This window comes from Streptomyces sp. NPDC045678 (assembly GCF_056432085.1).
The window spans coordinates 1-25,844 of the sequence record NZ_JBWKJS010000012.1 but is presented as its reverse complement, the minus strand read 5'-3'; the positions used below and the strand labels follow the sequence as shown (position 1 = coordinate 25,844).

23 protein-coding genes and 1 pseudogene are annotated in these 25,844 nt (G+C 70.5%); 12 read left to right on the top strand and 12 right to left on the bottom strand.

Features of this window, described 5'->3' with window-relative positions; translation table 11 throughout:
• Positions 1-18: 18 nt before the first annotated feature.
• The 3 genes from AC07DO_RS34480 to AC07DO_RS34470 all read left to right on the top strand — a co-directional run bounded on the left by AC07DO_RS34480 (position 19) and on the right by AC07DO_RS34470 (position 3,901).
• Positions 19-780: a response regulator gene (locus AC07DO_RS34480; RefSeq protein ID WP_479065476.1), complete on the top strand. Its 762-nt coding sequence runs from the start codon at positions 19-21 to the stop codon at positions 778-780.
• Positions 781-863: 83 nt separating this feature from the next.
• Entirely contained in the window at positions 864-2,324 is a 1,461-nt protein-coding gene (locus AC07DO_RS34475; RefSeq protein ID WP_479065474.1) for a multicopper oxidase family protein, read from the top strand.
• Positions 2,321-3,901 carry an MDR family MFS transporter gene (locus AC07DO_RS34470; protein WP_479065472.1) on the top strand — a complete coding sequence of 527 codons (1,581 nt, stop codon included), beginning with the start codon at positions 2,321-2,323 and terminating at the stop codon, positions 3,899-3,901. The genes AC07DO_RS34475 and AC07DO_RS34470 overlap by 4 nt, the downstream gene beginning before the upstream one ends.
• Positions 3,902-3,986: 85 nt before the next feature.
• Here AC07DO_RS34470 and AC07DO_RS34465 read toward each other — a convergent pair whose 3' ends face one another.
• From AC07DO_RS34465 to AC07DO_RS34455, 3 genes are all read right to left on the bottom strand, one after another.
• Positions 3,987-5,072: a methyltransferase gene (locus AC07DO_RS34465; protein ID WP_479065470.1), complete on the bottom strand. Its 1,086-nt coding sequence runs from the start codon at positions 5,070-5,072 to the stop codon at positions 3,987-3,989.
• A 108-nt stretch (positions 5,073-5,180) separates the two neighbouring features.
• Positions 5,181-6,641: a nitrosuccinate lyase gene (locus tag AC07DO_RS34460; protein WP_479065467.1), complete on the bottom strand. Its 1,461-nt coding sequence runs from the start codon at positions 6,639-6,641 to the stop codon at positions 5,181-5,183.
• Entirely contained in the window at positions 6,638-8,731 is a 2,094-nt protein-coding gene (locus AC07DO_RS34455; RefSeq protein WP_479065465.1) for an FAD/NAD(P)-binding protein, read from the bottom strand. The genes AC07DO_RS34460 and AC07DO_RS34455 overlap by 4 nt, the downstream gene beginning before the upstream one ends.
• A gap of 735 nt (positions 8,732-9,466) precedes the next feature.
• Here AC07DO_RS34455 and AC07DO_RS34450 point away from each other — a divergent pair.
• Positions 9,467-10,288 carry an AfsR/SARP family transcriptional regulator gene (locus AC07DO_RS34450; RefSeq protein WP_479065463.1) on the top strand — a complete coding sequence of 274 codons (822 nt, stop codon included), beginning with the start codon at positions 9,467-9,469 and terminating at the stop codon, positions 10,286-10,288.
• A gap of 164 nt (positions 10,289-10,452) precedes the next feature.
• On the opposite strand, the gene AC07DO_RS34445 is transcribed toward AC07DO_RS34450, so the two are convergent.
• Entirely contained in the window at positions 10,453-11,478 is a 1,026-nt protein-coding gene (locus AC07DO_RS34445) for a ParB/RepB/Spo0J family partition protein (protein ID WP_479065461.1), read from the bottom strand.
• Positions 11,479-11,862: 384 nt separating this feature from the next.
• Positions 11,863-12,873, bottom strand: coding sequence for a winged helix-turn-helix domain-containing protein (locus tag AC07DO_RS34440; protein WP_479065459.1), 1,011 nt, complete (start codon positions 12,871-12,873; stop codon positions 11,863-11,865).
• Between the two features lie 639 nt (positions 12,874-13,512).
• Between AC07DO_RS34440 and cutA the strand changes: the two are divergent.
• A pseudogene (gene cutA / locus AC07DO_RS34435) lies at positions 13,513-13,830 on the top strand (divalent-cation tolerance protein CutA); the annotation flags it as partial.
• A gap of 596 nt (positions 13,831-14,426) precedes the next feature.
• On the opposite strand, the gene AC07DO_RS34430 reads toward cutA, so the two are convergent.
• Entirely contained in the window at positions 14,427-14,663 is a 237-nt protein-coding gene (locus AC07DO_RS34430) for a hypothetical protein (RefSeq protein WP_479065457.1), read from the bottom strand.
• 212 nt (positions 14,664-14,875) lie between these two features.
• Here AC07DO_RS34430 and AC07DO_RS34425 point away from each other — a divergent pair, with 212 nt between their 5' ends.
• A complete protein-coding gene (locus tag AC07DO_RS34425; RefSeq protein WP_479065455.1) occupies positions 14,876-15,613 on the top strand; it encodes a HEAT repeat domain-containing protein in 738 nt (245 codons plus the stop codon).
• Between the two features lie 5 nt (positions 15,614-15,618).
• Positions 15,619-16,629, top strand: a complete 1,011-nt coding sequence (locus AC07DO_RS34420; protein WP_479065453.1) for a HEAT repeat domain-containing protein — start codon at positions 15,619-15,621, stop codon at positions 16,627-16,629.
• A 93-nt stretch (positions 16,630-16,722) separates the two neighbouring features.
• On the opposite strand, the gene AC07DO_RS34415 is transcribed toward AC07DO_RS34420, so the two are convergent.
• Positions 16,723-17,349 carry an NADPH-dependent F420 reductase gene (locus AC07DO_RS34415; RefSeq protein ID WP_479065452.1) on the bottom strand — a complete coding sequence of 209 codons (627 nt, stop codon included), beginning with the start codon at positions 17,347-17,349 and terminating at the stop codon, positions 16,723-16,725.
• Positions 17,350-17,465: 116 nt separating this feature from the next.
• On the opposite strand from AC07DO_RS34415, the gene AC07DO_RS34410 reads away from it, so the two are divergent.
• Complete coding sequence (locus AC07DO_RS34410; RefSeq protein WP_479065450.1) at positions 17,466-17,831, top strand: winged helix-turn-helix transcriptional regulator; 366 nt, start codon at positions 17,466-17,468, stop codon at positions 17,829-17,831.
• A 54-nt stretch (positions 17,832-17,885) separates the two neighbouring features.
• Here AC07DO_RS34410 and AC07DO_RS34405 read toward each other — a convergent pair whose 3' ends face one another.
• Positions 17,886-19,517: an NlpC/P60 family protein gene (locus AC07DO_RS34405; RefSeq protein WP_479065448.1), complete on the bottom strand. Its 1,632-nt coding sequence runs from the start codon at positions 19,515-19,517 to the stop codon at positions 17,886-17,888.
• Positions 19,518-19,837: 320 nt separating this feature from the next.
• Here AC07DO_RS34405 and AC07DO_RS34400 point away from each other — a divergent pair, with 320 nt between their 5' ends.
• Positions 19,838-20,416, top strand: a complete 579-nt coding sequence (locus tag AC07DO_RS34400; RefSeq protein WP_479065447.1) for a Uma2 family endonuclease — start codon at positions 19,838-19,840, stop codon at positions 20,414-20,416.
• A gap of 93 nt (positions 20,417-20,509) precedes the next feature.
• Here AC07DO_RS34400 and AC07DO_RS34395 read toward each other — a convergent pair whose 3' ends face one another.
• The 4 genes from AC07DO_RS34395 to AC07DO_RS34380 form a co-directional block, all read right to left on the bottom strand.
• Positions 20,510-20,953 (bottom strand): phosphotransferase family protein, encoded by a 444-nt coding sequence (locus AC07DO_RS34395; protein WP_479065445.1) that lies wholly within the window; start codon positions 20,951-20,953, stop codon positions 20,510-20,512.
• Positions 20,917-21,168: a hypothetical protein gene (locus AC07DO_RS34390; protein ID WP_479065443.1), complete on the bottom strand. Its 252-nt coding sequence runs from the start codon at positions 21,166-21,168 to the stop codon at positions 20,917-20,919. Before AC07DO_RS34390 ends, AC07DO_RS34395 begins: the two co-directional genes overlap by 37 nt.
• A gap of 94 nt (positions 21,169-21,262) precedes the next feature.
• The gene (locus tag AC07DO_RS34385; RefSeq protein WP_479065441.1) at positions 21,263-21,406 is read right to left on the bottom strand and encodes a hypothetical protein; all 144 of its coding nucleotides are present in this window, start codon (positions 21,404-21,406) and stop codon (positions 21,263-21,265) included.
• Positions 21,403-21,777, bottom strand: coding sequence for a hypothetical protein (locus AC07DO_RS34380; protein ID WP_479065439.1), 375 nt, complete (start codon positions 21,775-21,777; stop codon positions 21,403-21,405). The genes AC07DO_RS34385 and AC07DO_RS34380 overlap by 4 nt, the downstream gene beginning before the upstream one ends.
• Positions 21,778-21,954: 177 nt before the next feature.
• Between AC07DO_RS34380 and AC07DO_RS34375 the strand changes: the two genes are divergently transcribed.
• The 3 genes from AC07DO_RS34375 to AC07DO_RS34365 all read left to right on the top strand — a co-directional run bounded on the left by AC07DO_RS34375 (position 21,955) and on the right by AC07DO_RS34365 (position 25,572).
• Positions 21,955-23,205: a helix-turn-helix transcriptional regulator gene (locus tag AC07DO_RS34375; RefSeq protein WP_479065437.1), complete on the top strand. Its 1,251-nt coding sequence runs from the start codon at positions 21,955-21,957 to the stop codon at positions 23,203-23,205.
• Between the two features lie 23 nt (positions 23,206-23,228).
• Positions 23,229-23,606: a hypothetical protein gene (locus tag AC07DO_RS34370; RefSeq protein WP_479065435.1), complete on the top strand. Its 378-nt coding sequence runs from the start codon at positions 23,229-23,231 to the stop codon at positions 23,604-23,606.
• 1,396 nt (positions 23,607-25,002) lie between these two features.
• Complete coding sequence (locus tag AC07DO_RS34365) at positions 25,003-25,572, top strand: helix-turn-helix domain-containing protein (protein WP_479065433.1); 570 nt, start codon at positions 25,003-25,005, stop codon at positions 25,570-25,572.
• Positions 25,573-25,844: the final 272 nt, after the last annotated feature.

The window sequence follows — 25,844 nt, the reverse complement described above, 5'->3', positions numbered from 1 at the left end:
ACACCCCACGGGGGAGGCATGAGCCACATACCGTCACCGGCACTGCTGGAGCCCTTCACCGCCGTGCCCGCGGCCGCCCGCCCCGCCGAGCCGGGCACCCCGGCACCGGCCCGGGCACCCACCGGCCAGCGCATCCTGGTGGTGGACGGCGACGCCGCCCTGGCCGGCTCCCTCACCGCCCAGCTGCGCCGCCACGGCCACGACCCCGTGGGCGTGCGGCACGGCAGCGCGGCCCTGCAGGCCTACGAGGACGTCGAACTGGTCCTCCTCGACCTCGACCTGCCCGACCTGGACGGCCTGGAAGTGTGCCGCGCGATCCGCGAGGTCAGCCACGTCCCGATCATCATCGTCACCGCCCGCCGCTCCGAACTCGACTGCGTCCTCGGTCTGCACGCGGGCGCCGACGACTACGTCACCAAGCCCTACGGGCTGCGCGAACTCATCGCCCGTATCGACGCGGTGATGCGCCGCACCCGCTGGCAGCCCGCCGCGGCCCGGGAGATGGACCTGGGCCGGCTGCGCATCGACGTCGACTCCCGCCAGGTCACCCTCGACAACAGGACCGTCGCCCTGACCCGCAAGGAGTTCGACCTGCTGTGCCTGCTGGCCGCCCAGCCCGACACGGTCATCCCGCGCAAGCAGCTCCTGCAGCAGGTGTGGGGCGACTCCTGGTCGCGCCGCACCATCGACACCCACGTCAGCAGCCTGCGCGGAAAACTCGGCGGCAACGGCTGGGTCGTCACCGTGCGCGGTGTGGGCTTCAAACTCGGCACCGGCTGACACCGCCCGGCACCGGCCCCGCCCCACCCACCGCCCCCGCTCCTTCCACGCCGGCAGCGGCGCCGACAAGCCCTGGAGTAACCATGATCACCCGACGCAGTGCCCTGAGCGTCACACTCGCCGCCGGCGGGGCGGCGCTCACCGGCGCCGGCCTCACCCCGCTGCTCGCCGCCCACGTCCGCGCCCGGCCCGACACCACCGCCCCGCCCGCCGCCAGGGCACAGACGGTGGAGAAGTTCCGGCGCCCGATGCCCCTGCTGCCCGAGAAGAAGCCCGTGGGCCGCACCGGCACATCCGACGTGTACGTGATGACCATGCAGCCCGCACGCGCCCAGATCCTGCCCGGCCTGCACACCGACGTCCTCACCTACGACGGCCACTTCCCCGGCCCGGTCATCCGAGCCCGCTCCCACCACCCCGTCATCATCCGCCAGCGCAACCGCCTGACCGTGCCCACCGCCGTCCACCTGCACGGCGCCGCGGTGCGCCCCGACAGCGACGGCGACCCCATGGACGTCATCGAACCCGGCACGGACCGCGTCTACCACTACCCCAACCGCCAGCCGCACGCCCCGCTGTGGTTCCACGACCACGCCCACCACCTCGAGGCGGAGAACGCCTACCGCGGCCTGTCCGGCTCCTACCTGCTCACCGACGCCACCGAACGCGCCCTGCCCCTGCCCCGGGGACGCTACGAAGTCGTCATCGCCCTGCGCGACGCCCGCTTCGACGACCAGGGCCGGCTCGCCTACGCCATGGGCGACCGGGCCCGCGACACCCTCCTGGCCAACGGCGTGCCCTACCCCTACTTCCAGGTCGCCGCCCGCAAGTACCGGCTGCGCCTGCTGAACGCCTCCAACCAGCGCCGCTTCGAACTGCGCCTGGCCGACGGCAGCCCGCTGACCCAGATCGGCTCCGACGGCGGCCTGCTCACCGCCCCCCACACCACCGACCGCATCGCCCTGTCCGCGGGCGAACGCGCCGACGTGATCGTCGACTTCTCCCGCTACCGGGTGGGCACCAGCGTCGTCCTGGCCAACACCACCGGCACCGGACCCGCCCCGGAGATCGGCGAGATACTCCGCTTCGACGTGGTGCGCACCGCCCCCGACCCCAGCCGCATACCCGCCAAGCTGCGCACCCTGCCGCCCCTGCCCCGCCCCGACGCCGAGCGGCAGGTGGTGCTGCGCATGGACGAGGGCGGCGAACACCCCGGCGCCTACATCGACGAGAAGGAGTACGACCCCCAACGCGTCGATGCCCGCATCGCGTTCAACTCCAGCGAGATCTGGACGGTCACCAACGCCAACGCCCGCGCCGAGCACAACTTCCACCTGCACCTGGTGCAGTTCCGCGTCCTGGAGCGCGCGGGCCGTCCCCCCGGGGCGGGCGAGAGCGGCCTGAAGGACACCGTCCACCTCGCCCCCGGCGAAACCGTCAGGCTCCAGGCCGTCTTCGACAGCTACCGCGGCCGATACCTCTACCACTGCCACATGTTCGAGCACGGCGTGCGGGGCATGATGGCCACGATGCACATCACATGAGGCGCACCGGCCAGAAGGAGAAGCCCGTGGACGCGCCGATCGACGAGACCCGAGGGACACGGCGCGAGCCCGGGCCGCGCAGCGTACGCCTCGCGCTGATACCCCTGCTGCTCGCGATGCTGCCCTCCTCGCTGGGCAGCACCATCGTGGCGACGTCGATGCCGACCATCGCCGGCGAACTGGGCGGCACCGCCTACCTGTCCTGGGCGGTGACCTCCTACACGCTGGCCGCCGCGGCCTCCATCCCCGTCTGGGGCAAGCTCGGCGACATGTACGGGCGCAAGCGGTGGCTCGTCGTGGCGATGTCGGTGTTCCTGACCGGGTCGCTGCTGTGCGGGCTGGCCCAGGACATGGCCGAGCTGATCGCCGCGCGCACCGTGCAGGGGCTCGGCGGGGGAGGGCTCGCGGTCGGTGTCATGGCGGTCATCGGCGAGCTGATCCCGCCGCGTGAACGCGGCCGCTACCAGGGCATGATCACCAGCGTCATGGTGTTCTCCATGACCGTGGGCCCGCTGATCGGCGGCTGGCTCACCGACTCGGTCGGCTGGCGCTGGGCGTTCTGGGTCAACCTGCCCCTCGGCCTGCTGTCCCTGGCCCTGATCGCCCGCCTGGTGCGGGTGACCGGCCGGCGCAGGAAGGCCCACATCGACTATGCGGGCGCGGTGCTGCTGGTCGTGTGCATCGTCTCCTTCGTGCTCGTGGTCACCTGGGGCGGCGTCGAGCACGCCTGGGACTCGGCCACGATCGTGACGCTCTCCGTCCTGTCGGCCGCGGCCCTGGCCGGCTTCGTCCACGCCCAGTCCCGGGCGCTCGAACCGGTCCTGCCCCCGCACCTGTTCGGCGAGCGCAACTTCTGCCTGATGGCCGCGCTGAGCTTCACCAACGGCTTCGTGATGTTCGGCGCCGTGCTGTACCTGCCGCTCTACCAGCAGGCCGTGCACGGCGTCTCGGCGACCGGCTCGGGCCTGCTGCTGCTGCCGATGCTCGGCGCCCTGGTCCTGGCCTCCCAGCTGTCGGGCCGCACCGTCGCCCGCACCGGCCGCTACAAGATCCTCCAGATCACCGGCTCGGCCGCGATGCTCACCGGCACCCTGCTGCTCTCGCACGTGGGCACCGGCACCTCACGCCTGGCCGCCGCCCTGTTCATGGCCCTGCTGGGGGCCGGCATGGGCTTTCTGGGCCAGAACGTGATGACCGTCGCCCAGAACAGCGTCGGCGCCCACGAGGTCGGCGTCGCCTCCGCCGCGATGACCCTCTTCCGCACACTGGGCCAGTCGGTCGGCGTCGCCGTCATGGGCACCTTGTTCAACCACCGCGTACGCGACGTGATGAGCGCGCACACCCACGGCGCGGCCCTGCACGACACCCGCCTGGACGCCCAGAGCATGCACCGCCTGAGCGCTCCCGCGCGCGCCGTCTACCGCAGCGCCGTCGCCCAGGGCGTCCAGGGGGCGTTCGTGCTGGCGTCGCTGGCCGCGGGCCTGGCGCTGGCGGCCGCGCTCTGGGTCCGCGAGGTGCCCCTGCGCACCGCCCGCAAGCAGCAGCAAAAACAGGGCACCCAAAAACAGGGCACCTGAGAAAAGGGTCCGGCGCCGCACCCCCTTCTCCCGGCCGCCCGGGGGAGGAGGGTGCGGCGCCGGACCGGGCACCGGGGTGCCGGGGTCAGTGCGCGCTCGCCTCGACGATCGAGATCGCCGCCGGGGTCTGCACCACCCGCTCCAGCTGGAACCCGGCCTTGCCAAGGAGTTCGGCGTACTGGGCGCGGGTACGCTCCTTGCCGCCGACCAGCAGCATCAGCCACAGGTCGACCAGCTTGCCCGAGTGCGGGCCGTTGATCTTGTCGGGCACGACCATCTCCATCACAAGGAGCCGCCCGCCGGGGTTCATCGCCTTGCGGACGTTGCGCAGGATCTCCAGGGCCTGCGGCTCGGGCCAGTCGTGGAGGATGTGCTTGAGGATGTAGGCGTCCCCGCCGGCCGGCACCGCGTCGAACAGGCCGCCGTCGGCGATCGTGCACCGCTCCGACACCCCCTGTTCGGCCAGGAAGCCGGCGGCGCCGTTGGTGCCCACGCGGGGGTCGGAGAGGATCCCGCGCGCGGCCGGCGTCTTCTTCAGCACCCCGGCCAGCAGATCGCCGCGGCCGCCGCAGAAGTCGACCACGGTGGCGTACCGCGCGAAGTCGTAGGCGGCCAGCAGCGGTTCGGTCTCCGTGCCCGACATCGCCCCCATCCCGTCGGTGAAGACCGCCCCGTACTCGGCGTTGGCCTCCAGGTACTCAAAGGCGCCCATGCCGCGCAGCTTGGGCAGGCTCGGCTCCCCGGTGCGCACGGCGTCGACCAGATGCCCCCAGTCCTCCCAGTGGATGGGGTGGCCCATCAGCCGGGCTATCCCGTACATGGACATCGGGGCGTCCTTGAGCAGGGCCCGCGCCATCGGGGTCAGCGCGAACCGCCCGTCCTTGTGCTCGGTGAAGATGCCGTAGGTGGCAAGGAGGCGCAGCAGGCGGTGCAGCGCGTCGGCATCCGCCCCGGCCCGCCGCGCGATCTGCTCCGGGGCCAGCGGCCCGTCCTGGAGGGTCTCGGCGATGCGCAGTTCGGCGGCCACGTGGATCGCCTGGCTGACCATGGCGCCCTGGACGAGTTCGAGCAGCGCGAACGGCGGGGGAGCGAGTTTGCGCGTCAGGCTCTGCAGCGCGGCGCGCACGCTTTCGACGGCGCGGACGACACGGGCGGGCGGCAGTGGCGGCATGACATTCCTCCGGCTGAGTGCTGGACGGTTGCGGACAAAAACGGCAGTGGGGGAGAAGGGGGCAGTGGGAGAGAAGAGGGCAGCGGGCAGAAGAGAGGGAAGGGGGGCTCACCCCCGCAGTGCGCGGTCCACCAGCGGCCCCGCCGCCCCGGTGTAGCCCCGCGGATCGAGCAGCCGCGCCAGCTCCTGACCGCTCACCACCCCCGTCAGGGCGGGCAGTTCGGCCAGGACCCGGCCCAGCGGCCGCCCGGTGTCCCGCGCCTGCTGCGAGGCGCGGGACAGGAGCTCCCTGGCCGCGTCCCGGCCGAGCCGGGGCGCCAGGTGGGCCGCCAGCCGCTCGGAGACGACCTGACCGGCCGTCAGGTCGAGGTTGGCGCGCATCCGTTCGGGGTGCACCACCAGCCCGGCGGCCAGTTCGGCGGCCGCGTGCGCGGCGCCGCCGGTCAGCCGCAGGCACTCGCGCAGCGGCTGCCACTCGGCATGCCACAGCCCCGCCGAGCGCTCGTCCTCGGTGGCCAGGCACTGCGCCAGGACCGAGCCCAGCGCGGGCACCTGGACGGCCGCCGAGCGGATCAGGGTGGCCAGGACGGGATTGCGTTTGTGGGGCATCGCCGAGGAGGCGCCGCGCCCGGCGGGCGCGGGCTCGGCGACCTCGCCGATCTCGGTACGGGCCAGGACCTGCACGTCCGCCGCCATCTTGCCCAGGGCGCCCGCGGTGTGCGCCAGCGCGGCCCCCAGATCGGTGACCGGTGTGCGCAGGGCGTGCCAGGGCAGCACCGGCCGGGCCAGGCCCGTCTCGGCGGCGAACACCTCGGCCAGTTCTTCCACCACCTCGGCGGCGCCGCGGTGCGCGGCGGAGCCGTCCGGGTCCTGCTCCGCGGACCGGGGGGCCTGGTGGGCGTACTGCAGGTAGCCGGCCAGCGTGCCGGCCGCCCCGCCCAGCGAGATGACCAGCGACTGTTCGACGACCCGCTCCAGGCGCGTGATGGCCTCCAGCACCAGGTGGCGCCAGCCGGCCGCCTTGAGCCCGAACGTGGTGGGCACGGCGTGCAGGGCCAGGGTCCGCCCGGCCATCACCGTGTCGCGGTGGGCGCCCGCCAGCGCGGCCAGGGACGCGGCCGTCTCCCGCAGGTCCGCGAGGATCAGCCGCAGGGCGCGCGCGGCCACCAGCATCGCGCCGGTGTCGAAGACGTCCTGGCTGGTGGAGCCGCGGTGCACGTACTCGGCCGCCTCCGGCGCCGTGCGGGCGACCACCCGGGTGAGCGCGGCCACCAGGCCGACCACCGGATTGGCCGTCGCCCGTCCGGCCAGCGCCACCTCACGCACATCGAAGTGCTCGGCCCGGGCGGCCGCGGTGATCGCCGCGGCGGCAGCGGCGGGCACCGTGCCCGTCCGCGCCTGCGCCCGGGCGAGCGCCGCCTCCGCGTCCAGCATGGCCTGCAGCCAGGCCCCGTCACCGACCGAGGCCTCGACGGCGGTGCCCACCCGCACCGGCGACAGCAGCCCCGCATCCGGCTGCACCGGGACAGCGGTTGCCGCTGCCGCTGGTTCGCTGCGTGTCGTCCTCACGGCTGCACCTCTTCGGCCGCGGGCACCTGGGCCCTGTCCCCGCCGGGCCCGGGGTCCGCCGCCGTGCGGGTCGGGGCGGGCAGGGCCAGCACCGCCCCCGCGATGGCGTCGGAGTCCTCCAGCGTCACCGACCCGACGCCGGGCCGGATGCCGGCGGCCGTCACCCAGTGCACCGACTCCGTGGGCACCCCGTAGGCAAAGCGCCGCCGGTGCGCCGTTCCGTCGGCGTCCAGCAGGTGGAAGGAGCGGGTCACCGCCAGACCGCCCGTCTCGTGGCCCTCGACGCGGTAGGGGCGGCACTGCCCCGAGGCCAGGAGCCGGCGCAGCAGCGGATCGTCCGTGCGGCGCAGGTCGATCCCGGGCAGCCGGGCCTCGATCAGCGCGCCGGCCCGCACCCGCACGCCGGGCACCAGCGCCGAGGTCCCCACAAAACCCGCCCCGCCGCCGTCACCGCCGCCGCCGTCACCGCCGCCGCCGTCACCGCCGCCGCCGTCACCGCCGTCGTCGGCGGTGACGCGGATGCCGGGCAGGGACACCTGGAGCACCCCGGCCTCCATCAGCGCGAGCATCTCCTCCACCCGCCCGGCGGGCGGCCCGATGGACAGATAGGCGTTGAGCGGCGTGTACCAGTCCTCCAGCTCGCTGCGGTGCGAGACCCCCGTCAGCCCGCCGTGGTCCACGGCCAGCCGGATCTCGTTGCGCAGGTCGCGCAGCACGTCCAGCGCGGCCTTCAGCGGCCCGCGCACATTGCCCCGGCGCGCCTGCGCCACGTCCCCTTCGAGGTGGCCGCGCAGCCAGGAGGCGAACTCTCCCGCGTCCCGGAAGAGGCGGGAGCCGTAGGGGCGGGCGAGCGCCTCCCAGTCCCAGCGCGCGTCCTCGCCGATCCCGGCGGCCGCCAGCACCCCCTCCTCGGCCCGCCCCGGCGCCGCGGCCAGGAACGCGGCCGCGAAACGGGCCACCGCCGCGGGCGCCTCGTCGCGGCCGGCCAGCAGCGCCTCGTAGTACACGCACTGCACCTCTTTGGAGATCAGCGGCCACAGGTCGCGGCGAAAGCGCAGCGGGCCACGGCCCGGCGCGCGCAGCGCCGCGATGTGCCCGGCGGTCAGCAGCCGCGGCCGGTAACGGCCGTACGCGCCTTTCTCGTTGTCGCCGCGGGAGTGGTACGGGATGCCGCGCCGCGACCCGGCGTGCAGCCGCGGCTCGCGCCCCGAGGGCCGGTAGACCAGCCGTTGTCCGGCCCGCTCGAACCGGCCGCCCCTGCCCTGGGTGAGCAGCGACATGTAGTCGAAGAAGTTCAGGCCAAGACCGCGCAGCAGCACGTCCTGGCCCGGCGCGATGGGGGAGAGGTCCACATCGGCGGGGTTGGCCGGCGCGACGTAGAAGAGACCGTGCCGGGCGGCGAACCGGGCCAGCCCGGCCTCGTGCTCACCCGGCCGCACGGGGAGGTGCCCCTGGGCGAGCACCACCGCGGACAGCCCCGAAAGCCGCGTGCCGTCCTCCAGCACCACCGTCTGGGCGCCCGCCCCGCGCCCCGCACCGGCCGAGCCGGCCGCAGCCCCCGCCGCCGCGCCCGCGTCCTGGTCGTCGGTGAGGGCCACCGCCCGCACCCGGTGCACGCGGATCGCCACGTGCGCCGGCGCGTCCGCCACGACCTGCGCGAACGCCCAGGTCAGATACCGCCCGTACAGGGCGCGGGTGGGATAGCTGTCCGGGCCGAGAGCGCGCGCCTCGCCCAGCACGTCGGCGCCGCACGGGGTGGCGGGGCCGGGCGCCAGCGCGCCCCGGCCAAGGGCCCGGGCCCACTCGTAGAGGCTGGGCCCCTCCTCCAGCGGGCCGCGGATGCTGACGCTGTCGTCGGTGTAGACGGTGACCTGCGAGGCGACGGTGTTCATCAGCAGGTGCGGCGACTGCGCGGGCCGCCACACCCGGCCCGCGCCGGGCGGTCCGGGATCGACGACGTGCACGCTCACCCGGTCCCACAGCGGGGATTTGCGTTCCTGCGCGCAGATCCGCTCGAGCACGGAGAACCCGCGCGGGCCGGCTCCGACCAGGCACACCTCGGTGTGCTGAGCCAGGGGTCCTGTGGGCATGGTCGCGTGCTCCTTGTCGCGGAGGGCATACCGGCCAGAGAGGGCAACCGCCGCCGGGCGGTGCGCACCCACACTGGCCACGGGGTCAGGAGGCGTGCTCAACCAGGACTCGCGTCCCGGCGGAGTCCGCAGCCACCCGCGGTTCCCTTTCCGGATCACGCAGGAAGGACCCGGGGAAGGGAACGGGAAGGAGCGGGGGAGGACCCGGGAGGGAAGCAGCCGCATTGCGCGGTCCGGGCCCCTCGCACCGCACTCGCGCGTTTATCAGAACTCCGCCGGAAGGTCCACGGCCGGAGGAATGCGTGAATGCGGACATGGCGCCGTGCCGGACATCGGCCCGTCCGGTGCAGCGTGACAGATCGCAATCTCGCAGACCTTATTACAAGTGCGCCCGGCAGGGGAGACCTCATGTACGGAAGGACGGCGGAGGTAATACCTCCGCTTCACCCCGCACGGGCCCGCCGGGGCGCCGAGGGAAGCACTTGCCGCACCCGCCAATCACTCGACACAATTCCGCTGGCCCATGAGTTATCGGTGGACAACGGCGTAAGTGACATCAGAGGGATACCTGAAAAGCGGTGGAGAATCTGCAGATCCGGGGCCGCTCGGGCGGCCGGCGCACCTGACGGATCGGTTGGCAGAGAGAGGCTGTGGAGTCTGCCATGCAACATGCGCTGCAGATCAGATTCGGTGCCGGCTCGCAAACGCGAAGCCGCCGGATTCTAGGAGGAATCTGTGAGGGTAAAAGTCCTCGGCCCGCTTGGTGCCGATGTTAACGGTGTGAATGTTGTGCCAACCGCAAGCAAGCCCCGGCAGATCCTGGCGCTTTTAGCCCTCTACCCCAGAAGGGTCGTGCCGATCTCGACGCTCATGGAGGAGATCTGGGGGGTCGACCTGCCCGCGAGCGCGATGACGACCCTGCAGACCTACATCCTCCAGCTGCGCCGGCGCCTGGGCACGGCCATGGGGCCGGACGCCGCGGGCAGCGCCAAGGACGTCCTGGTGACCCGGTACGGCGGCTATCTCCTGCAGATCCCGCCCGAACAGGTCGACGTGCACGAGTACGACCGCCTGGTGGCCGGCGGCCAGCGCGCCTTCGACAGCGGCGACGACCGGGCGGCGGCCACGCTCTTCGGGCGGGCCCTGGAGCTGTGGGACGGGGCCGCGCTGGTCGACGTGCGCATGGGCTGCGTCCTGGAGATCGAGGCCACCCGCCTGGAGGAGAGCCGCCTGGTCACCCTGGAGCGGCGCATCGACGCCGAGCTGCGCCTGGGCCGGCACTGCGAGTTCCTGGCCGAGCTGAGCGACCTGATCGCCCGGCACCCCCGGCACGAGGGCCTGCACGCGCAGGCGATGGTGGCGCTGTACCGCTCGGGACGCCAGGCCTCGGCCCTGGACGTCTACCAGCGGCTGCGGGCCCGTCTCATCGAGGACCTGGGGGTGGAGCCGTCGCCGCAGTTGCAGCGGCTTCATCAGGCGATTCTCGCGGTCGACCCGCGACTGGACGTGATCGCAGGCCCCCGGCCCTCCTCCACGTTCGACCGCTACGCGAGCTGAGCGGGCCCGTACGCGGTGGAGTCGGCGGCATCTGCGGATCTCCGCGCAGCACACGTTCTTCGCGGAGGGATGCCGCCCACATCGTCCGGCCCCGGCCCGCAGCGCGGGGCCGACTGCGGAATTTCCTCAGTTGGACGCCCCGGCCGAACGCCCGGCCGGGTGCCTCAGTTGGACGCCTTGGAGCAGTCGTCGCACAGGAGCTCCATGCGCGTGGCGATGCAGTTCCACTGCGCCGCGCACGCCCGGGCCAGGGCGGCGATCTTCCTCGCCTGGTGGGCGGGGGCCTGCAGGGCCAGGCCGGGGTCGCTCTTGCGGATGATGCGGGCCTCGAGCCAGCGGATCATCTCCCGGCCGTCGTTGCTGTACTTCAGGGCGGGGTCCCGCTTCAGCGACTCGAGCTGGGCGAGGGGGTCCATGAGCGGCAGGGCCGCCTCGAGGCCGTGCGGCGCCCGGCTCCTGGCCTCCGCGCCGGCAAGGGGCCCCTCCTCGGCGCTGCGCAACCGTTTCTGCGCCTCCCGGGCCGCCGGTGAGGGCATCCCGGTGGCCTCGGTGCTCTCGCGCCGGGCGATGTCCGGCTCCGCGGGCAGAATATGAGCGTTCTTCTGGCGGTCCTTGTGGGAATTCAGCGGCCGTACGCGGCCGTCACGTCCGACTCTCAGCGGAGCCTGGGCGATTTGTCCCGCGAATTTACGGCGCAGCACCCCGACGGTCTTGCCGGAAAGGCCGGTCTTCACGGCCACCGCCCGGTCCGACCACTCGGGGAAACTCTCCAGGATCTTCATCGCCGACTTCTTGCGGTCGGAGAGAGCCAACGCCAGGCCGTGCTTCAGGTTCAGCTCGACGGCTAAGAGGAACGCTTCCCGGTTCGATCCCTCGAAGTAGCGGACCTCAATGGTTTCCTCGCCTTTCAGGCGCGCCACGTGCAGCCGGTGCATTCCGTCGATGACCTTCATCGTCGAACGGTGCACGATGATCGGCGGAAGTTTATCGGTGCAGGCCGCCAGAGTGCGTACATGATCCTGGTCGACACCGGCGAGACGAGGGGAATCCGCGTCATGGAGCAAGGTGATCGGAATCCTGATGATTGAAGCAGAAACTTCGGTCGAGTGGTCGGGCCCGACGGGCCGACAGAACTGATCTTTAGGAAGTTCCCCCCCAGGGGTGGCCTCCCCTGGCATTCCGATCATCACGCTGCTTCTCCTCCCCCGGACCGAAGCGCATAACGCGGCGAGAGTATCATGAGATTCCGCCACGAACAGAGAACTCTCCGGGATTTCATGCAATTGCGTTATGCCCGTTTTTTCCGGAGAAGGTCCCCGGCAACAGAATCCACCAGCGATCACCGGACCGGACCGACACAAGCCACCTCACCCACACCCCCACCCCCGCCCCCACCGCCCCCCCCAAGCCGCCCGAGACCAGCCCCGACACCCCCAGGGCCGCCCCCGCACCACCGCACACCCCAAGCCACCGCCCACCGGCCGAACCCCCCGCACCCCCCCGCGCCCGCCCCCACCCGGCCCGCCCCCGCACCGCCCCGCCCGCCCACCCCCACATTCAGCCACGCACCACCCTCACCCCGCGGTACTGAGCAAATGGGTCCCTGCGTAAGTAGCGGTGTGCAAAGCGGTATTGCGGTGCCGCACGGTGTGCGAGAGGCCGGCGGTACGAAGCACCGTCGCATGCTGACTCGCACTCGCCGGCGAGATCCCCGCACGACGGGCGAGCTCACCGGTCGTACAGCCCGGATGCTCGGCAATGGTCCACAGCACCACGGCACGCGTATGCCCCAGCAGAGCCGTCAGGGAATCGGGGACCGTACTGAGCACCCGAGCCGTCTCCACCGACGGCAGAAAAAGGTCCGTGGCACGTACACCGACAGGATAGGTCAGCCACGGCTGAGGCTCAGCCGTTTCATCGAAGGCCGGAAACACCGCCCCGAACACCGACGGAATCAACAGCAGTCCCCGGCCCGCAAGATGAATGTCCCCGCTGAACCCGGATGCCATCGTCAGCTCGAGCACCGGCGAATCCCACCGGATACAGCGCGGGTTCAGCCCCGGCAGCAGCATGTCCAGCCCGCCGTGCGCCACCTGACGGGCCCGCAGCGCCCGATCCGCCCGGCTGAGCACATCCATGTGCTCCTGATACGGCGCGACGACCTCCCGGTGCGCACACGCCACCGCATCGGCGAGCTCCCCCAGCAGCCGCCCATCACCCCCCAGCGCCCGCGTCCACGCCGGCACCACCCGCCCCTGGCCGCGCCCCGCCCACCTCTCCATGTCCGCGCGGACCCGCGCGGCGGGCGTGGCCCGCACCCGCTCCACCGCCTCGTCGATACTGCCCGCCCCCGCATGATCGAGGAAATCGACGCTCCAGCCGGTCGGCGGAATCAGATCGAACAGCCGCCGCACCCCGGGCGGCAGCCGCCGCAGCGACTCCCGCCGCCACGCCCCGAACTGCGCCGCATGAGCGCCGTCCTGCAGCAGCCGCACCGCGATGTCCAGCTCCAGCATCGGACGGGGCCCCTCGGCCAGCCGGGTACGGGCCAGATCGGCGGCGGTGAAGTGGATACGCAGCGGCATGCGCAGAGCCTGATCAAGATGTCGTTATTCGGGCTAGCCCAAAACACGTCGACCTCGATCACCCCCCTACGCCACCCTGGACCTCGAGCAGCCCCGCCCCGGCCCTTCGACGAGAGCCGGCCCCATACCGGTGGGACGGCCGTGCCACGGGGGAACACGGCCGTCCCACCAAGCCCCTGCCGCACCCCGAGCCGCTGCGCCCCCGCACGCGGCTTTTCCGGGTTAAGAGCCTGTCTTCGAACCCCCGCCTGCGCCCCGACGCCCGGCACGCACTCCCCCAAGCTCTCGGCTGCGCTCGAGCAGGGGGGACCCCCATGGTGAACGGCGCCCCGGGACAGGTGGCTCCGCCACATGACCTGGAACGCCGCACACCGATCGCACGCACCGGACGCCGCTGCGCCCGCGCTCTGCGCGAACGACGGGGGTTCAAAGACAGGCTCTAACCCCGCGCGTGCCCGGCAGGCGTCGAAACGGCCGCGAGCACGCCCGATGTGAGCAGGGTGCCGGCGGGCCCATCCGCAGAGGGCATCGGCCGCGGTGCGCAAGCCCCGGCCCGGCGAGGGTGTACTCGACCCGCGGCGCCACGGTGGGGTGCACCCTGCCGTCGGCCCGTCTCCGCACGTGGTTACGCTCACCGGCATGGCTGACTACGTCCAGGTGTCCACCGCGACCGAACACCGCGAGCAGGCCGTCGAGCTGGCGCGAGTCGCCGTACGCGATCGCCTCGCCGCGGGCGCGCAGATCATCGGCCCCGTGACCTCCGTGTTCTGGCACAACGGCGAGTTCGGTACCGGCGAGGAGTGGCAACTGCTCCTCAAGACCACCACCGAGCGGTACCCCGTGCTGGAAAGGCACCTCCTCGACCACCACCCCTGGACGAACCCCGAGGTGTGCGCCACGCCGATCGTCTCCGGCGCCGAGCCGTGCCTGCAGTGGATCCGCGCCTCCACCACCCCGGCCCCTGTACGGCTGCGGGGGGCCGCCGGCGAAGACGGCCCCCCGCAGGAGCAGGTCACCTGTTCGGCGAAAGGACCCACCCCTTCTTGACCAGCTGGTCACAGTGCCACCGGCCTTGAGACGGGCTCTCGCCCTTGTCCTTGGTCGCCTTGAGGCAGTCCTGGTAAGGGAACGGGGGGCCCTGCACAAGAGCTGAAGACGATGCCTGGGCACTGGCTGCCGACGCACCGAGCCCGGCAGCCGCCACAGCCAGGGCCAGGGCCATACTCATCCGACGCACAAAGTTCTCCTCTTCTCGCGCCGGAGCGGAACGCTCCGGAGATCCACGCCGTCTTGCCGCGGCTCAGCCGCTGCACAAGATCAACGATCACTCAACGAATGAGGCCGCCGGCAGGACATCGCTCATCCGCGTGATTCCCCCGCCACGACGGAGCCCGCCCCCGCCCGCCACACGACCACGGCACAGGACCCCAACCAGCGCCACCGGAGGCCGCCGCCGGCGTGGCCGACGCGCCGCCGCCCAAGACAGAACGCGGTGGCGAGGAGGGATGAACCCCACCTCACCACCGCGCCTGTGCGGATCCCGAGCGCGTACGTCAGCGCCCGGCGCCGGGCTCGTGGCCCACGCCCTCGTGGCCGTAGCCCGCCGCCTGGGACCAGACGATGCCGAGCGGACCGCCGACGCTGTCGTACGTACCGGCGAACCCCTTGTGGTTGTAGCCCAGCTCGTGGTGCGGGGCGTCGTAGTCCTCGTCGGCGACGGCCGCGCCGGCCCCGACGGCCAGGACGGACACGGTGAGGGCGGCGGCGAGGATGGTCGAGCGAACACGCATGAGTATATTCCTCCTGGAATATGCAGTTACTGTCGCTATGTCACCTGCCGCGGCAGCAGCCCCGGGTAACGGCACAGCACCCCCTCTCCACCCGAACGGTCCCCGGAGTACTACCGCACGGCCCACGCGACCTCAAAAGACCAGGCAGCCGCCCCCGCTTGACCTTGACACGGTGACAAGGTGTCCACTGCCTCCCAGAGAGAGGCGGGCCGATGACCACGACACCCCACACCCCAGACCCGACACGAGCACTCCAGGCACTCCAGGACAACAACTCGTCCATACGCCTACGAGCCGCCCTGGCAACCGGCACAACCCCCCACCCGCGCTACGTCGACGCACTTCTCCAACGAAGCGCCACCGAACCCGAGTTCTTCGTCCGCGACATGCTGACCTGGGCACTCACCCGCCACCCCGTGTCCCTGACACTCCCCCCACTGCTCCAAGAAGTCCGCTCGCAACACCCCCAGGCACGCAGCCAGGCCCTGCACACCCTGTCCAAGATCGCCGACCCGCGGGCCTGGCCGGCCATCACACCGGACCTGCTGACCGACACCGACGACGAGGTCGCACGCAGCGCCTGGCGCGCCGCGGTCGTCCTCGTACCGGAAGACGACGTAACCCCCCTGGCCGCCACCCTGGCGACCCAGCTCGGACGCGGCGAGCGGGCCACCCAGCTGAGCCTCAGCCAGGCACTGGTCGCCCTGGGCGACATCATCGAACCCATCCTCCACGAGGCGACCAGGACCCAGAACCCCGACATACGAGCCCACGCCCTGGCCACCCAACGCCTGCTGCACGACCCGGACGCCGGATTCACCCTGGCCATCGAGGAAGCCAAACGCACCGCGGCCCTCACCGGCACCCCGCAGAACGGGCAAGACACCCCGCAGGCCGGGCAAGCACCCCCACCGGACGGGCAGGGACGGCCGCAGGACCGGCGAGAATAGGCACCGTGCTGATCGGCGAGGTGGCAAAACGGTCCGGAGTCAGTGCCCGCATGCTCCGGCACTACGAATCCCTCGGCCTGGTCCAACCCTCGCAGCGAACCGACTCCGGCTACCGCGAGTACTCCGCACCAGACATCCAGCGGATCTTCCACATCGAAAGCCTGCGCTCACTGGGCCTGTCCCTGCGCGACCTCGGCCGCGCGCTCGACGACCCCGACTTCACCCCCGCAGCCCTCGTCGGCGACCTCATCCGCCAGACACACGACCGCATCGCCACCGAAACCGAACTGCTCACCCGGCTGCGCCGCATCGACGCCGCCGACCCCACCGACTGGCACGACGTCCTCAAGGTCGTCGCGCTCCTGCAGGCACTGGGATCGCACCACGCCGGCACCCGCCAGCGCGCGGCCCTCTCCACCGCCCACGGAACCCCCGTGCCGGTGGAGGCCCTGGTCGAGGCAGCCCTGAGCGAAACGCAGCCGAACGTCGCCGGCACCCTGCGCTGGGCACTGGCGCAAACACCCGACGACGCACCGGCACTCCTGGCCAAGGGCCTTGACTCACCCCTGCCCGCGGTACGCGTACGCGCCGTCCAGGCCCTGGCCAAAATGCCCGGCGACGCGACCACCACCCACCTGCACCACGCCCTCACCGACCCCGACGACGAGGTCCGCGGGCACGCGGCCCTGGCACTGGGAACACGCGGCGAGACCACAGCGATCCCGACGCTCATCGACATGATCGTCGCGGGCAGAAACGACACCGACGCGGCCGACGCCCTGAGCCACCTGGCGAGCAGCGACACCACCACAGCCGACCGGATCGCCACCCACCTCGTCGACCGCCTCACCCACCCCACCACCCAACCCCCCGCACGCGGACGCCTGACCCAAGCACTCGCGGACATCCCGGGAACGACAGCCACCCAGGCCCTGGCACAGCTGTCGCACGACGAGGACCGGGCCGTCGCACTGACCGCCACCTACCTCCTCGGCTCACACTTCCACCGCGACTGACCCCAGCCTCGACCCCCGATCACCCCCGAAGGGGGGAGGGACCCTCCCTCGGGGACCGCCCCCCACGGAATCCCCTCGATCCCCCCCCCGGGATCAGCCCTGCGCGTGCTCCACGAGCGGCAGCACCGTGCGCGGGTCACCACCGGCGAACCACACCCCGATCACAAACGCGGCGGTGGCTTCCACGTAACCGGCCCGGTCCAGACCGCCCGCATCCAGCGGAACCGCCCCCAAGTCCCGCACCAGCACCCGCACCAGATCCACAGCGCCGGCGTCATCCCCGCACAGCGGCACCGCCAGACCGCCCGGACACCGGGCCCACACACCGGCGGCACACACGTTGAACGCCTTGACCACATGCGCCTTTGGCACCGCGTCCGCGATCCGGCGCGCCGCGGACGGCCCGCCGTCGGTGCTGAGCATGAGCCCGCCCGGCCCCGGCACGACCGGATTCGAGCAGTCGATCAAAGCCCGCCCCGCGAGCACACCGGCCAACGGCGCGACCACGTCGAGCATCGCGGTGTGCGCAAGCGCGGCGAGCACCACGTCCCCGTACGCGGCGGCCTCGGCGAAAGTACCCGCGCGGCCCCCGAGCCGGACCGCGAGATCCGCCGCCTTGTCCACGTCACGCGCCGCGACCACCAGGTCGTGCCCGGCCTTCGCCCACCCCGCGCCAAGAGCCTCGGCCATGGCACCCGCACCCAGAATCCCGATCCGCACAGCAACCCCCTCAGCCTGCCCACAGGCTCCTTGACCTGCCGGCTCGTTCAGGTGAACCTAGGCCCGCCGAAAGGAACCGTTCGGTTCCCCAAGGCGGGACCATGATGGAGAGCGTGATGGCAAGCAACGGCGAGTATCTGGCGGACTGCCGGGCACGTGTGGGCTTCGACCTGCTGACCAACCGCTGGAACAGCGTGGTCCTGTTCGCACTCGCGGACGGCCCGATGCGCCCCGGGCACCTGCGCACGGCCATCGGCGGAATCAGCGCCAAGGTACTCAACGAGACGCTGCGCCGCCTGGAGTACGACGGCCTCCTCACACGCCGGGCCTACGCACAGGCACCTCCACGCGTCGAGTACGAACTGACCGACCTGGGCCACAGCTTCATGGTCCCGATCCGCGCGATGGGAGCCTGGTCGGCGGAACACGGCCACCGCGTCCTGGAGGCCCAGGACCACGCCGACGAGAGAGCCCGCCCCTGACCCCCTCCACGACCCGCACCGCCCACACCCACCACCCTCCCGGCGCAACACCCCTCACACGCGGTGGACGGTATGCAAGGAGTCCGCGTACACCCCCGGCCCGTCCAGAAGGGACGCACCCGAGACGTCGGCCATGGTCGGCCCGTCGGCGCTCTTGCGGCTGGAGAGGAAACGCCGCTTGCCCGCCCGGTCGAGACCGAGATAGATCCCCACATGGTCGACGTCATACGCTTCCGGATCCGCAGGATCCCCCGCCGTGTCATGGACGTCGAACAACACCAGGTCACCCGGCTGCAACTGCCCCAGATCCAGCCCCGAACCGCCACCACCCGCCCGCTGGGCGACGCGGACACCCGGCGCGAAGTCCACCATCGCACCCGACTTACGCGGCAGCGCCCTCTTCTCCGGATCCTTCACCGCCACCATGCCCACACCCATGTGAAACCCGAAGACCATCCGCACATACCCCGAGCAGTCCAGGTTCCGGCGCTGACCCTCCTCCGGCCCGCGGGTCCCGTCCGGGAAAGCCCACGACCGTTGCATGTAGTCGTGAAAGTCCGCACCGACCGGCAGCAACCCCTGACTGTCGGGCTCGCCATACCCCGCCTCACCCAGCACATCCGCGCCCGCCACCCGCGCATCCGCACCCCGAACCGGCGGGGCACCGGGCAGGAACATCATCGCGTACGACAAGACATCCGGCGCCATCGAACCGGCCCAGCCACGCACGACGGCCTCCACCGCAGGCGTCCACTCACCGTCGAACGGCGCATCCAAAACCCGCACCCAGTCCCGATGAGCAACCGAAGGCGGCACCGCCCACGCGGCCGCGGCCACCTCGAAACGACGCACGGTCAAGGTGACGGGCAGACTCGTACAACCAGGAGAGGCGAACCCACGAACACCCACCCGCCCACTACCAAGCCCCACCTCGAAATCCTCGACCTCCGCAGTCGGCCGCGCAGGCTCCACACCGGCCGCAGGCCACGCCGTGACCATCGCCTTCGCCCCCGCACGCCGCACCCGGATCCGCCACACCTCACCGGCCCGCACCCCCGTGGCAAGCGGCCCCGCCTCGGCCAGCACCACCGTCCTGGAGTCCGCCACCTTCTCCACACGCAGATCAACCTCCCCCCTCGTGGTGAAGGAGAGCCGCGCCCGATAGTGCGCGCTCCCGCCCCGGTACCCGAAGAGCAGAGCAAAAGAACACGCATTACCCACGGGCACCTTGTCGAAAGAGCCCTCACAGGCGACGTCGACGTCGGATATCCCATCATCCGTCAACGTGGCATAGCGGCCCGCCTCCGTGTCCTTGAGAACCATCGTGGCCGCACCCTTGGCATGGACACCAAAGTCACCGTCACCGGCCGTCCCGCCATACACACTCCAGGCCCCACCGGCCGGAGAGGACCCCCAACCGGGCTTCAACCGCTTGGCGGGCGGGAGCGCCGGATCGGGGACCAGCCGCTCGAACACATCGACAAAGGACTGCTTGTCCTCCATGAACGTCCGCTCCGGCCCGGCCACCACAACGGTACGAGCCCCCTTGGTCAGCACGGCAACCCGCTGCTCCCCGTGCCGGACCTCCAGACGCACCGGCACCCCCGGCAACACCGTCGCGCTCAACTCACCGAGAAAAGAACGGGCGAAGGCCGCCGTGTCATACGGCGCCCCGGTAAAAGCCATAGAGGAGCGCGGCCCACCCACAGAACTCGTAGAAGCAGCACCAGCACCAGCACCAGCACCGGAAGCCGACGCAAGCGACGCAGCGGACGCGAACGGAACACCACGCCCCGAAACCGCACCAGCAGAGGCCGGCGAAACCACGGCCGAAACAGTGAGCGCCCCAAGGGCGCCAAGGACACTACGACGGGAAGTATCGGTCACCCGCCCCATCATCCCCACCACCCCCCGGAAGCACCGCATCCGCCACCAGCCAGACAGCAGCGGTGGGGGAGCGGTCAACCGCCCCAGCACACGCCGATTCCCTCATACAGCGTGCAGGCGTGCCCACCGACGACACCTATCGTCACCTGCACGAGTTCCGAGACACCCCCGGCAAGCCCGCACCGACGTCCTGGCCCGAGATCAGCGGCGGCCAGCTCATCATGACGATGAGCCCCAAACTCCAGCACCAGCGCGTCGCCCACCGCCTCCGCGTCCAGCTGGAACCGCAGCTTGCCAAGAGCCTGGCCCTCATGCTGCAAACCGACCTCGAGGACGCCGCCCTCGGCATCCTGCGCATCCCCGACCTCGTGGTCATCGACGAGAAACTGCTGCACTCGGACGCCGAGTCGATCGACCCACGCCGCAGCCATCTGGTCATCGAGATCGTCTCGCGCTCGAACCCGGCCAACGACTACACAGGAAAGCTCCACGACTACCCCGCCACAGGCATCCCGCACTACCTGATCGTGGACCCCCGGGACGGCACAGCCGTGCACCACTGGGCGCCCTCGCGGCGGACCGGTGAGGCAGGCCACGACAACCGGCAGCACTACACGTTCGGTGACACGGTCACCATCGACGCATGGAAGATCGACACGGGCGTGCTGCCGATGTACGGCGCGGAGTCGGGCCTGTGACCGACACAGCCGCGAGTGTGGGCGGCGGCAGGCACCATGTCGAGCGCAGTGCGCACGAACCCGAACATGGCACCGAAAAACAACGCTGCGCCGTCAGGCGCCGTGGACGCGGTGAGTAGCCCACGTCCGGGTGGCGGCGTGAACGCGTACGGTCCACGGATCCGGGTCGTCCTTGACGATGCCTTCCCACACAGATTCCAGGGCGGCGGCGAACGCGTCGATGCCGAGCGTCGGGGCGTCGCGGAAGGCGGGGATACGGACGGCCCACTGCTCGGCCGTCAGGGGAGTATGACCCCCCTCGGCGATCAGCCACACCGTCCACCACGCCGCGTCCAGCCACGGGGCGCCGCGCGTGGCCCAGGCCCAGTCGACCAGACACGCCCGCCCATCGTCGACGAGCACGTTCGTCGGATTCGGATCGGTGTGACAGAGCGCATCTCCCGCGAAGTAGGCCAGCGCCCTGGCCGGAGCGTGTTCACGCAGGCGGTGCCCCGCCTCCTTCAGCTCGACGTCCGCGGGCGCCCGCAGCGTGGACACACGCCGAGGACAGTGCCGTTGACGGACTGCCCGGCCAGGTCCAGGCCCCACACGGTTCGGGCAATGTCCGTCAACCAGCCCGGCACGGCCGTATCGGTGGCGGAGGCTTGGAGCAGTTCCTCGTACCGGACGGCAGGCAACTGGATGCCTCGCTTGGTGCCGGGGCGGGCGACCAGGTAGGTGCTCTGCTGTGGGCTCGCGACCAGTTGATGCATGACGGCGGCCTTTCACGACATGAGGTTGGGGTCCCGTGCCGGGCCGCCTCAAGGGGAAGCCCCGGGTGAGTGTTCAAACCCGGCACGGGAGTTGTCACGAGGTGGTGAGTACGGCGATGAGGGCGACGGAGAACGCGGCCACGACGAGAATCACGAGCCCCGACGTGATGACGGTCTCGACCAACCGGGACCGGTTCGGGCGCCGGTCCCGGTAGCTGCCCCGGCGAGAGCCGGTCACGACGAGAGCCTCGCTGCGTTCTTCAGCAGCCGGCAAGCACCCGCGAGGAGATACAGACGGGCGGCCGGGTCGGTGAACGCCGCCGCCTGCTGGTCCTCGTACACGGCCCGCGCGTGACGGATGGAGCCGGCCAGAACGTCACGGGCACGCCGCGCGGCGAGGTTGATGCCGCTGATCGCCGTGAACCGGGCCTCCGCCGGCCCCAGAAGCTGGGCCAGGTGGCCGCAGAGTTCGGCGGCCACCTCGTCGGCGAGGAGGCTGGTGGGATCGGCGACAGCCAGGCCCTCCGCGCGACGGATCGCGTTGTCCACCTTCGCCAGGTCGGCCGAGCCGATCACTGCCGGTCGGATTTCTCCGTCCTCACTGGTCATTGCGGTCACCGTCTGCTCCCTTGCCGTGACTGCCAAGCTGCTCCGACTTGGACAGCACTCAGCTTTCCGCGCTGAATTGATGCAGGCCACGGCGTTTGTGGGACACCCTTGGGACACCTTTGCGCGTTACGGGTACAGCACCCCCGCGGAGGTGTCGGATGACGAAAGGCCGGGCCGATGACCTTGGGCGAGCGACGCAAACGGCTGGGCTACAGTCAGGAAGCACTGGCCGCAGACCTGGACGTCGACCGACGTACGGTCGGCCGGTGGGAATGCGGCAAGGCGTTACCCCAGCCCTGCCAGCGCCCCAGACTGGCCCGGCTGCTGCGAGTCGAGCTGCACGAGCTGGACCTCCTGATCAACGAGACACGCACAGGCGCTGCTCAGGAGCCAGCCACGGTCACGCCGGGGGGCGTCTTCAGTACGGGGGTATCCGACGACATGATCCGACGTGAGTTCCTGCGCCTGGTCGCGGTGACCGGCGCCCTCTCCGCGCTGAGCGATGAAGCTGCCGCCGACGACAGCGAGACAACAGGCATTCAGGCGGGGACCTTCACCGCAATGAACAATCACCTCTGGCAGGTGTTCCTGATGGCGCGCGCCAAGTCAGCTGTGTATCCACTCGTGCATGACCAGACGGCCGCGCTGATCGACTACCTCGCCGACGGCAAGACCTGCCACCACCGCTCGCTCATCACAGCGGCCGCAGACCTGTTCCAACTCGCCGGGGAGCTAGCCTTCGACCAGAACCGGTACACCGACGCGGCTGCCGCATACGGTCTTGCCGCCTCAGCGGCGAAGGACTCCAAGGCGTACGATTTGTGGGTGTGCGGACTGACGCGCCTGGCCTACGTCGACCTGTACGAAAACCGCTACACGCAAGCCGTGTCCACACTCAGCGCCGCTGAACGTATCGCGCGCCGTGGCGACCCGCAGCTCTCCACACGCCACTGGGTCGCCTCGGTGCAAGCCGAAGCACACGCGGGCCTGGGGGGCCTGGCCGCCTGTGAACGGGCCCTGGATGAAGCTCAAGAAGTCACCGCAGGCGCAATTACGGGCAACGGCGGCTGGCTGCGCTTCGACGGTTCACGCCTGGCGGAGGAGCGCGGCGCTCGCTACGTACGGCTGGGGCGCCTGGACCTCGCTGAACGGGCTCTCCAGGACGCACTGCGGCTCGACGGACTTGCGCCGGGACTCTCTGTGCGGCGCCGGGCGGCGGTGCTCACCGACCTGGCGGCGATCGGGGCCAAGCGCCGGGACGTCGAGCAACTCACCTGCTATGCCGATCAGGCCATCCAGATCTGCCGCGAGTCCTCATCCGGCTATGTGGCTCGTAGACTCGGCGACCTGCGCACCGCCTGCACGGCGCTTTTCGGAGACCGCAGGGTCACCGAACTCAACGCCCGGATCAGTGCGCTGAACGTCTGACTGAGCAGCGAAGGGTGAGCGTTGTGAGTGACATCGAGGGCGCGAAGGTATTCCGCGAGGCCTGGATCGCAGGAGTGCACAAACATTTCGACGGCGAACCGAAGCCGTCCTACGTGACGCCGTGGCAGGACACCCCGGACTGGGAGCGCGCTGCGGCCGGCGCCGTCTTCGCGCAAGTCGCCCAGCTCCTTGACCTCTCTGATCGCAACGCGTCGCGGCTGTCGCGGGAGCAGAAGAGCCGGTTCGTTGCTACGGCCTGGACGGCGCAGATGTACAAGCACTTCGGCGAGGACGTGAAGCCCGGCTATGTCGCGGACTGGCCCGAGCTGCCCGAGTGGCAGCAGGAAACGGACGCGGACATTTTCGAGGCCGTAGAAGACAGCACCAAGCAGGCGCGATAAGCCCCCCCGTGTCACTCTCAGTACATAAAATGCAGGCCCGACCTCGTACCACTCCTGAACCCGAGCGGCTCCGTTCAGAGCTACCCCGAAAGCCACGACCTCAGCATCATTGACCAGCTCGGCTATGTGCCCGCCCGCTTCTGATCGGCGGCCGCCTGGACGTCACCGGAGCCCGCTGGGACCTCGTGGGCGCGGAAGTAGTTCTCATGCCCGCACGCTGATCGGCAACAGCGACTTCGATGCCCGAGACCCGTCAGACACGTAAATGCCGGAGCGTCTGCGCGGGGCATGGTGTCAGCTCGCATCTCGTTTGTCATGGGAACGCGCAGGCGGGCCCCACTTGACGCCTGTTCCTGGCCTGGGCCACGCCAGCTAGTTACGTTGGATCGCAGGTACCGGCGAGCATCGCAGATGTACGGTCGATACCAGAACCACAAGAAGGCGGGGGGCACACCTTGCGGTGCACCCCCCGAGGGTCGAGTACGTCAGACTAGGCGGCTGAGCTGAACGGCCAGGTCCAGTTGCAGCTGGATCAGCGCGACCATCAGCGACCAGAACGCCCAGTCTGGCGACTCGTCATCGAGCGGGCCCATCCCCATTTCCTCCCTCCTCATCCGGGACGTCCTCGGCTGAGTTCGAAGGGGCGGGGGAGGCCGTGCGCTCGCTTGCCACTGTATGGGCGCTCTCCATCTGCTTTCAGCAGTCTGCGCCGAATTGCAGATTCTGTCCGCACGGCCGTCGTGAATAGTGATAATGCGGGGCGCCTTCCGCGAAGTCGGGTTGCGGTAAGCTCGTGACCTGCACAAATGAAGTTCCTCATAGGCGTGGAAGCCGGCCCGATGCCAGGCGGGACCCAGCCAGGCGGGGAGCAACACTGGGAACTGATACCCCGTCACCGCCTAGTTGCGGAACACCGAGACCCCGCCGGGCGGGAAGCACAGGGCTCGATCGGGTGGGGGCCTCTCCCGCTGTCGGCCGGCTCCTCCGCGCATGGCCTCACGCACCGACACGGTGGCGCTGACATGTTCGCGCTGTCGGCAGTCGAGAGAAGCCTCCGTGCGGCCCGTCCTCGCGGAGACGGTTGAAAGGGGGCCCCTCCCTCCGGAGCAGCGGAGCGTCGATGAGGACGTGGTTGCTGATTTGGAAGGCGTAGCGGGACAGACCTGGACCCGCGCGCCACGCAACTCCCGTACCACAGACCAAGCACACAACGAGCCGCACCGTGTCACGGCGACAAGCGATGAGTGAAAGCACGCAGCCACAGAAGCCGACCCAACGGCAGTACAGCTAACGGCAATTCACCGAAAAGCGGCGCCCACTATTGGCTCAAGTGTGAGAAAACTAGCCGGAGTTAAGGTATCGTGTAAACCACAGATCCTCACAGAAAGGAACCCCCATGCCGGAAAGGACACGTGATTTCGGGCATTACGGGGCCCAAGGAATCAAAGGAAGTGAAGCCGTCGCCCGCCAACTCGACCGGCTCACCGAATTCATTGCCACTCCCATCACCCAACAACGTGGCCTGATGGCCCGGTTGAAGTACCTGACCCGCACAGGCCACGCCCGCCAGGCTGCGCGTGACGCGGGCCTGACGGTCACCGACCGCACCCTGAATGCCTGGCTGACGGGCAAACGTAGCCCCTCGAAGGCCAACTTGGCGAAGATTGAGGCCGCTTACCGTGCGGTACGCCGCCAGAACGTGGCCCGCTACCTGCTGCGCCGGCTGAACAACGGAGGAGGGACCCGAGTGGAGATCCACCCGTTCAACCAGTCTCAGGTCGACCGGCGGTTCCAGAGAGTACTGGAGTACCGCAGTCTCAATATCCGCCAATGGGACGCCATTATCCGGGCCTGGGCGGCTGGAGATGTGACGGCCCAGGACGACGCGTGGGTGGATGTGATTGTGGATCTGGGATCACAATGGGGACAGTACGAATATGTTTCGGCTGTTGGATTTGCGGCGTAAACTGACGTGACGTCAGGTAGTGAGGAATTGGAGCTGACGAGGTGTCACCGAGTGTGTGGAGCCTCCCTTTTGCTGCGGCTTTTAGTGAAAGCCGCGGAGCGGATTTCACCCGGAAATCGCGGAGCGAATTCCGGAAGGCCGAATCGCGGAGCGATTCGGGCCACGGGCAACGGAGTTGCCCGTGCCGGCGACGGAGTCGCCGGCTGCCGCGCGGAGCGCGGCTTCCCGCCGCGTAGCGGCGGCGCGTCGTGTCTGCGGAGCAGACCGCGCGC

Bases quoted from the DNA above. Each gene is read 5' to 3' on its own strand.
- AC07DO_RS34480 (WP_479065476.1), top strand. From the start codon at position 19: ATGAGCCACATACCGTCACCGGCACTGCTGGAGCCCTTCACCGCCGTG.
- AC07DO_RS34475 (WP_479065474.1), top strand. From the start codon at position 864: ATGATCACCCGACGCAGTGCCCTGAGCGTCACACTCGCCGCCGGCGGG.
- AC07DO_RS34470 (WP_479065472.1), top strand. From the start codon at position 2,321: ATGAGGCGCACCGGCCAGAAGGAGAAGCCCGTGGACGCGCCGATCGAC.
- AC07DO_RS34465 (WP_479065470.1), bottom strand. From the start codon at position 5,072: ATGCCGCCACTGCCGCCCGCCCGTGTCGTCCGCGCCGTCGAAAGCGTG.
- AC07DO_RS34455 (WP_479065465.1), bottom strand. From the start codon at position 8,731: ATGCCCACAGGACCCCTGGCTCAGCACACCGAGGTGTGCCTGGTCGGA.
- AC07DO_RS34440 (WP_479065459.1), bottom strand. From the start codon at position 12,873: ATGCCGCTGCGTATCCACTTCACCGCCGCCGATCTGGCCCGTACCCGG.
- AC07DO_RS34430 (WP_479065457.1), bottom strand. From the start codon at position 14,663: ATGCGTGTTCGCTCGACCATCCTCGCCGCCGCCCTCACCGTGTCCGTC.
- AC07DO_RS34425 (WP_479065455.1), top strand. From the start codon at position 14,876: ATGACCACGACACCCCACACCCCAGACCCGACACGAGCACTCCAGGCA.
- AC07DO_RS34410 (WP_479065450.1), top strand. From the start codon at position 17,466: ATGGCAAGCAACGGCGAGTATCTGGCGGACTGCCGGGCACGTGTGGGC.
- AC07DO_RS34405 (WP_479065448.1), bottom strand. From the start codon at position 19,517: ATGGCTTTTACCGGGGCGCCGTATGACACGGCGGCCTTCGCCCGTTCT.
- AC07DO_RS34390 (WP_479065443.1), bottom strand. From the start codon at position 21,168: ATGCATCAACTGGTCGCGAGCCCACAGCAGAGCACCTACCTGGTCGCC.
- AC07DO_RS34380 (WP_479065439.1), bottom strand. From the start codon at position 21,777: ATGACCAGTGAGGACGGAGAAATCCGACCGGCAGTGATCGGCTCGGCC.
- AC07DO_RS34375 (WP_479065437.1), top strand. From the start codon at position 21,955: ATGACCTTGGGCGAGCGACGCAAACGGCTGGGCTACAGTCAGGAAGCA.
- AC07DO_RS34365 (WP_479065433.1), top strand. From the start codon at position 25,003: ATGCCGGAAAGGACACGTGATTTCGGGCATTACGGGGCCCAAGGAATC.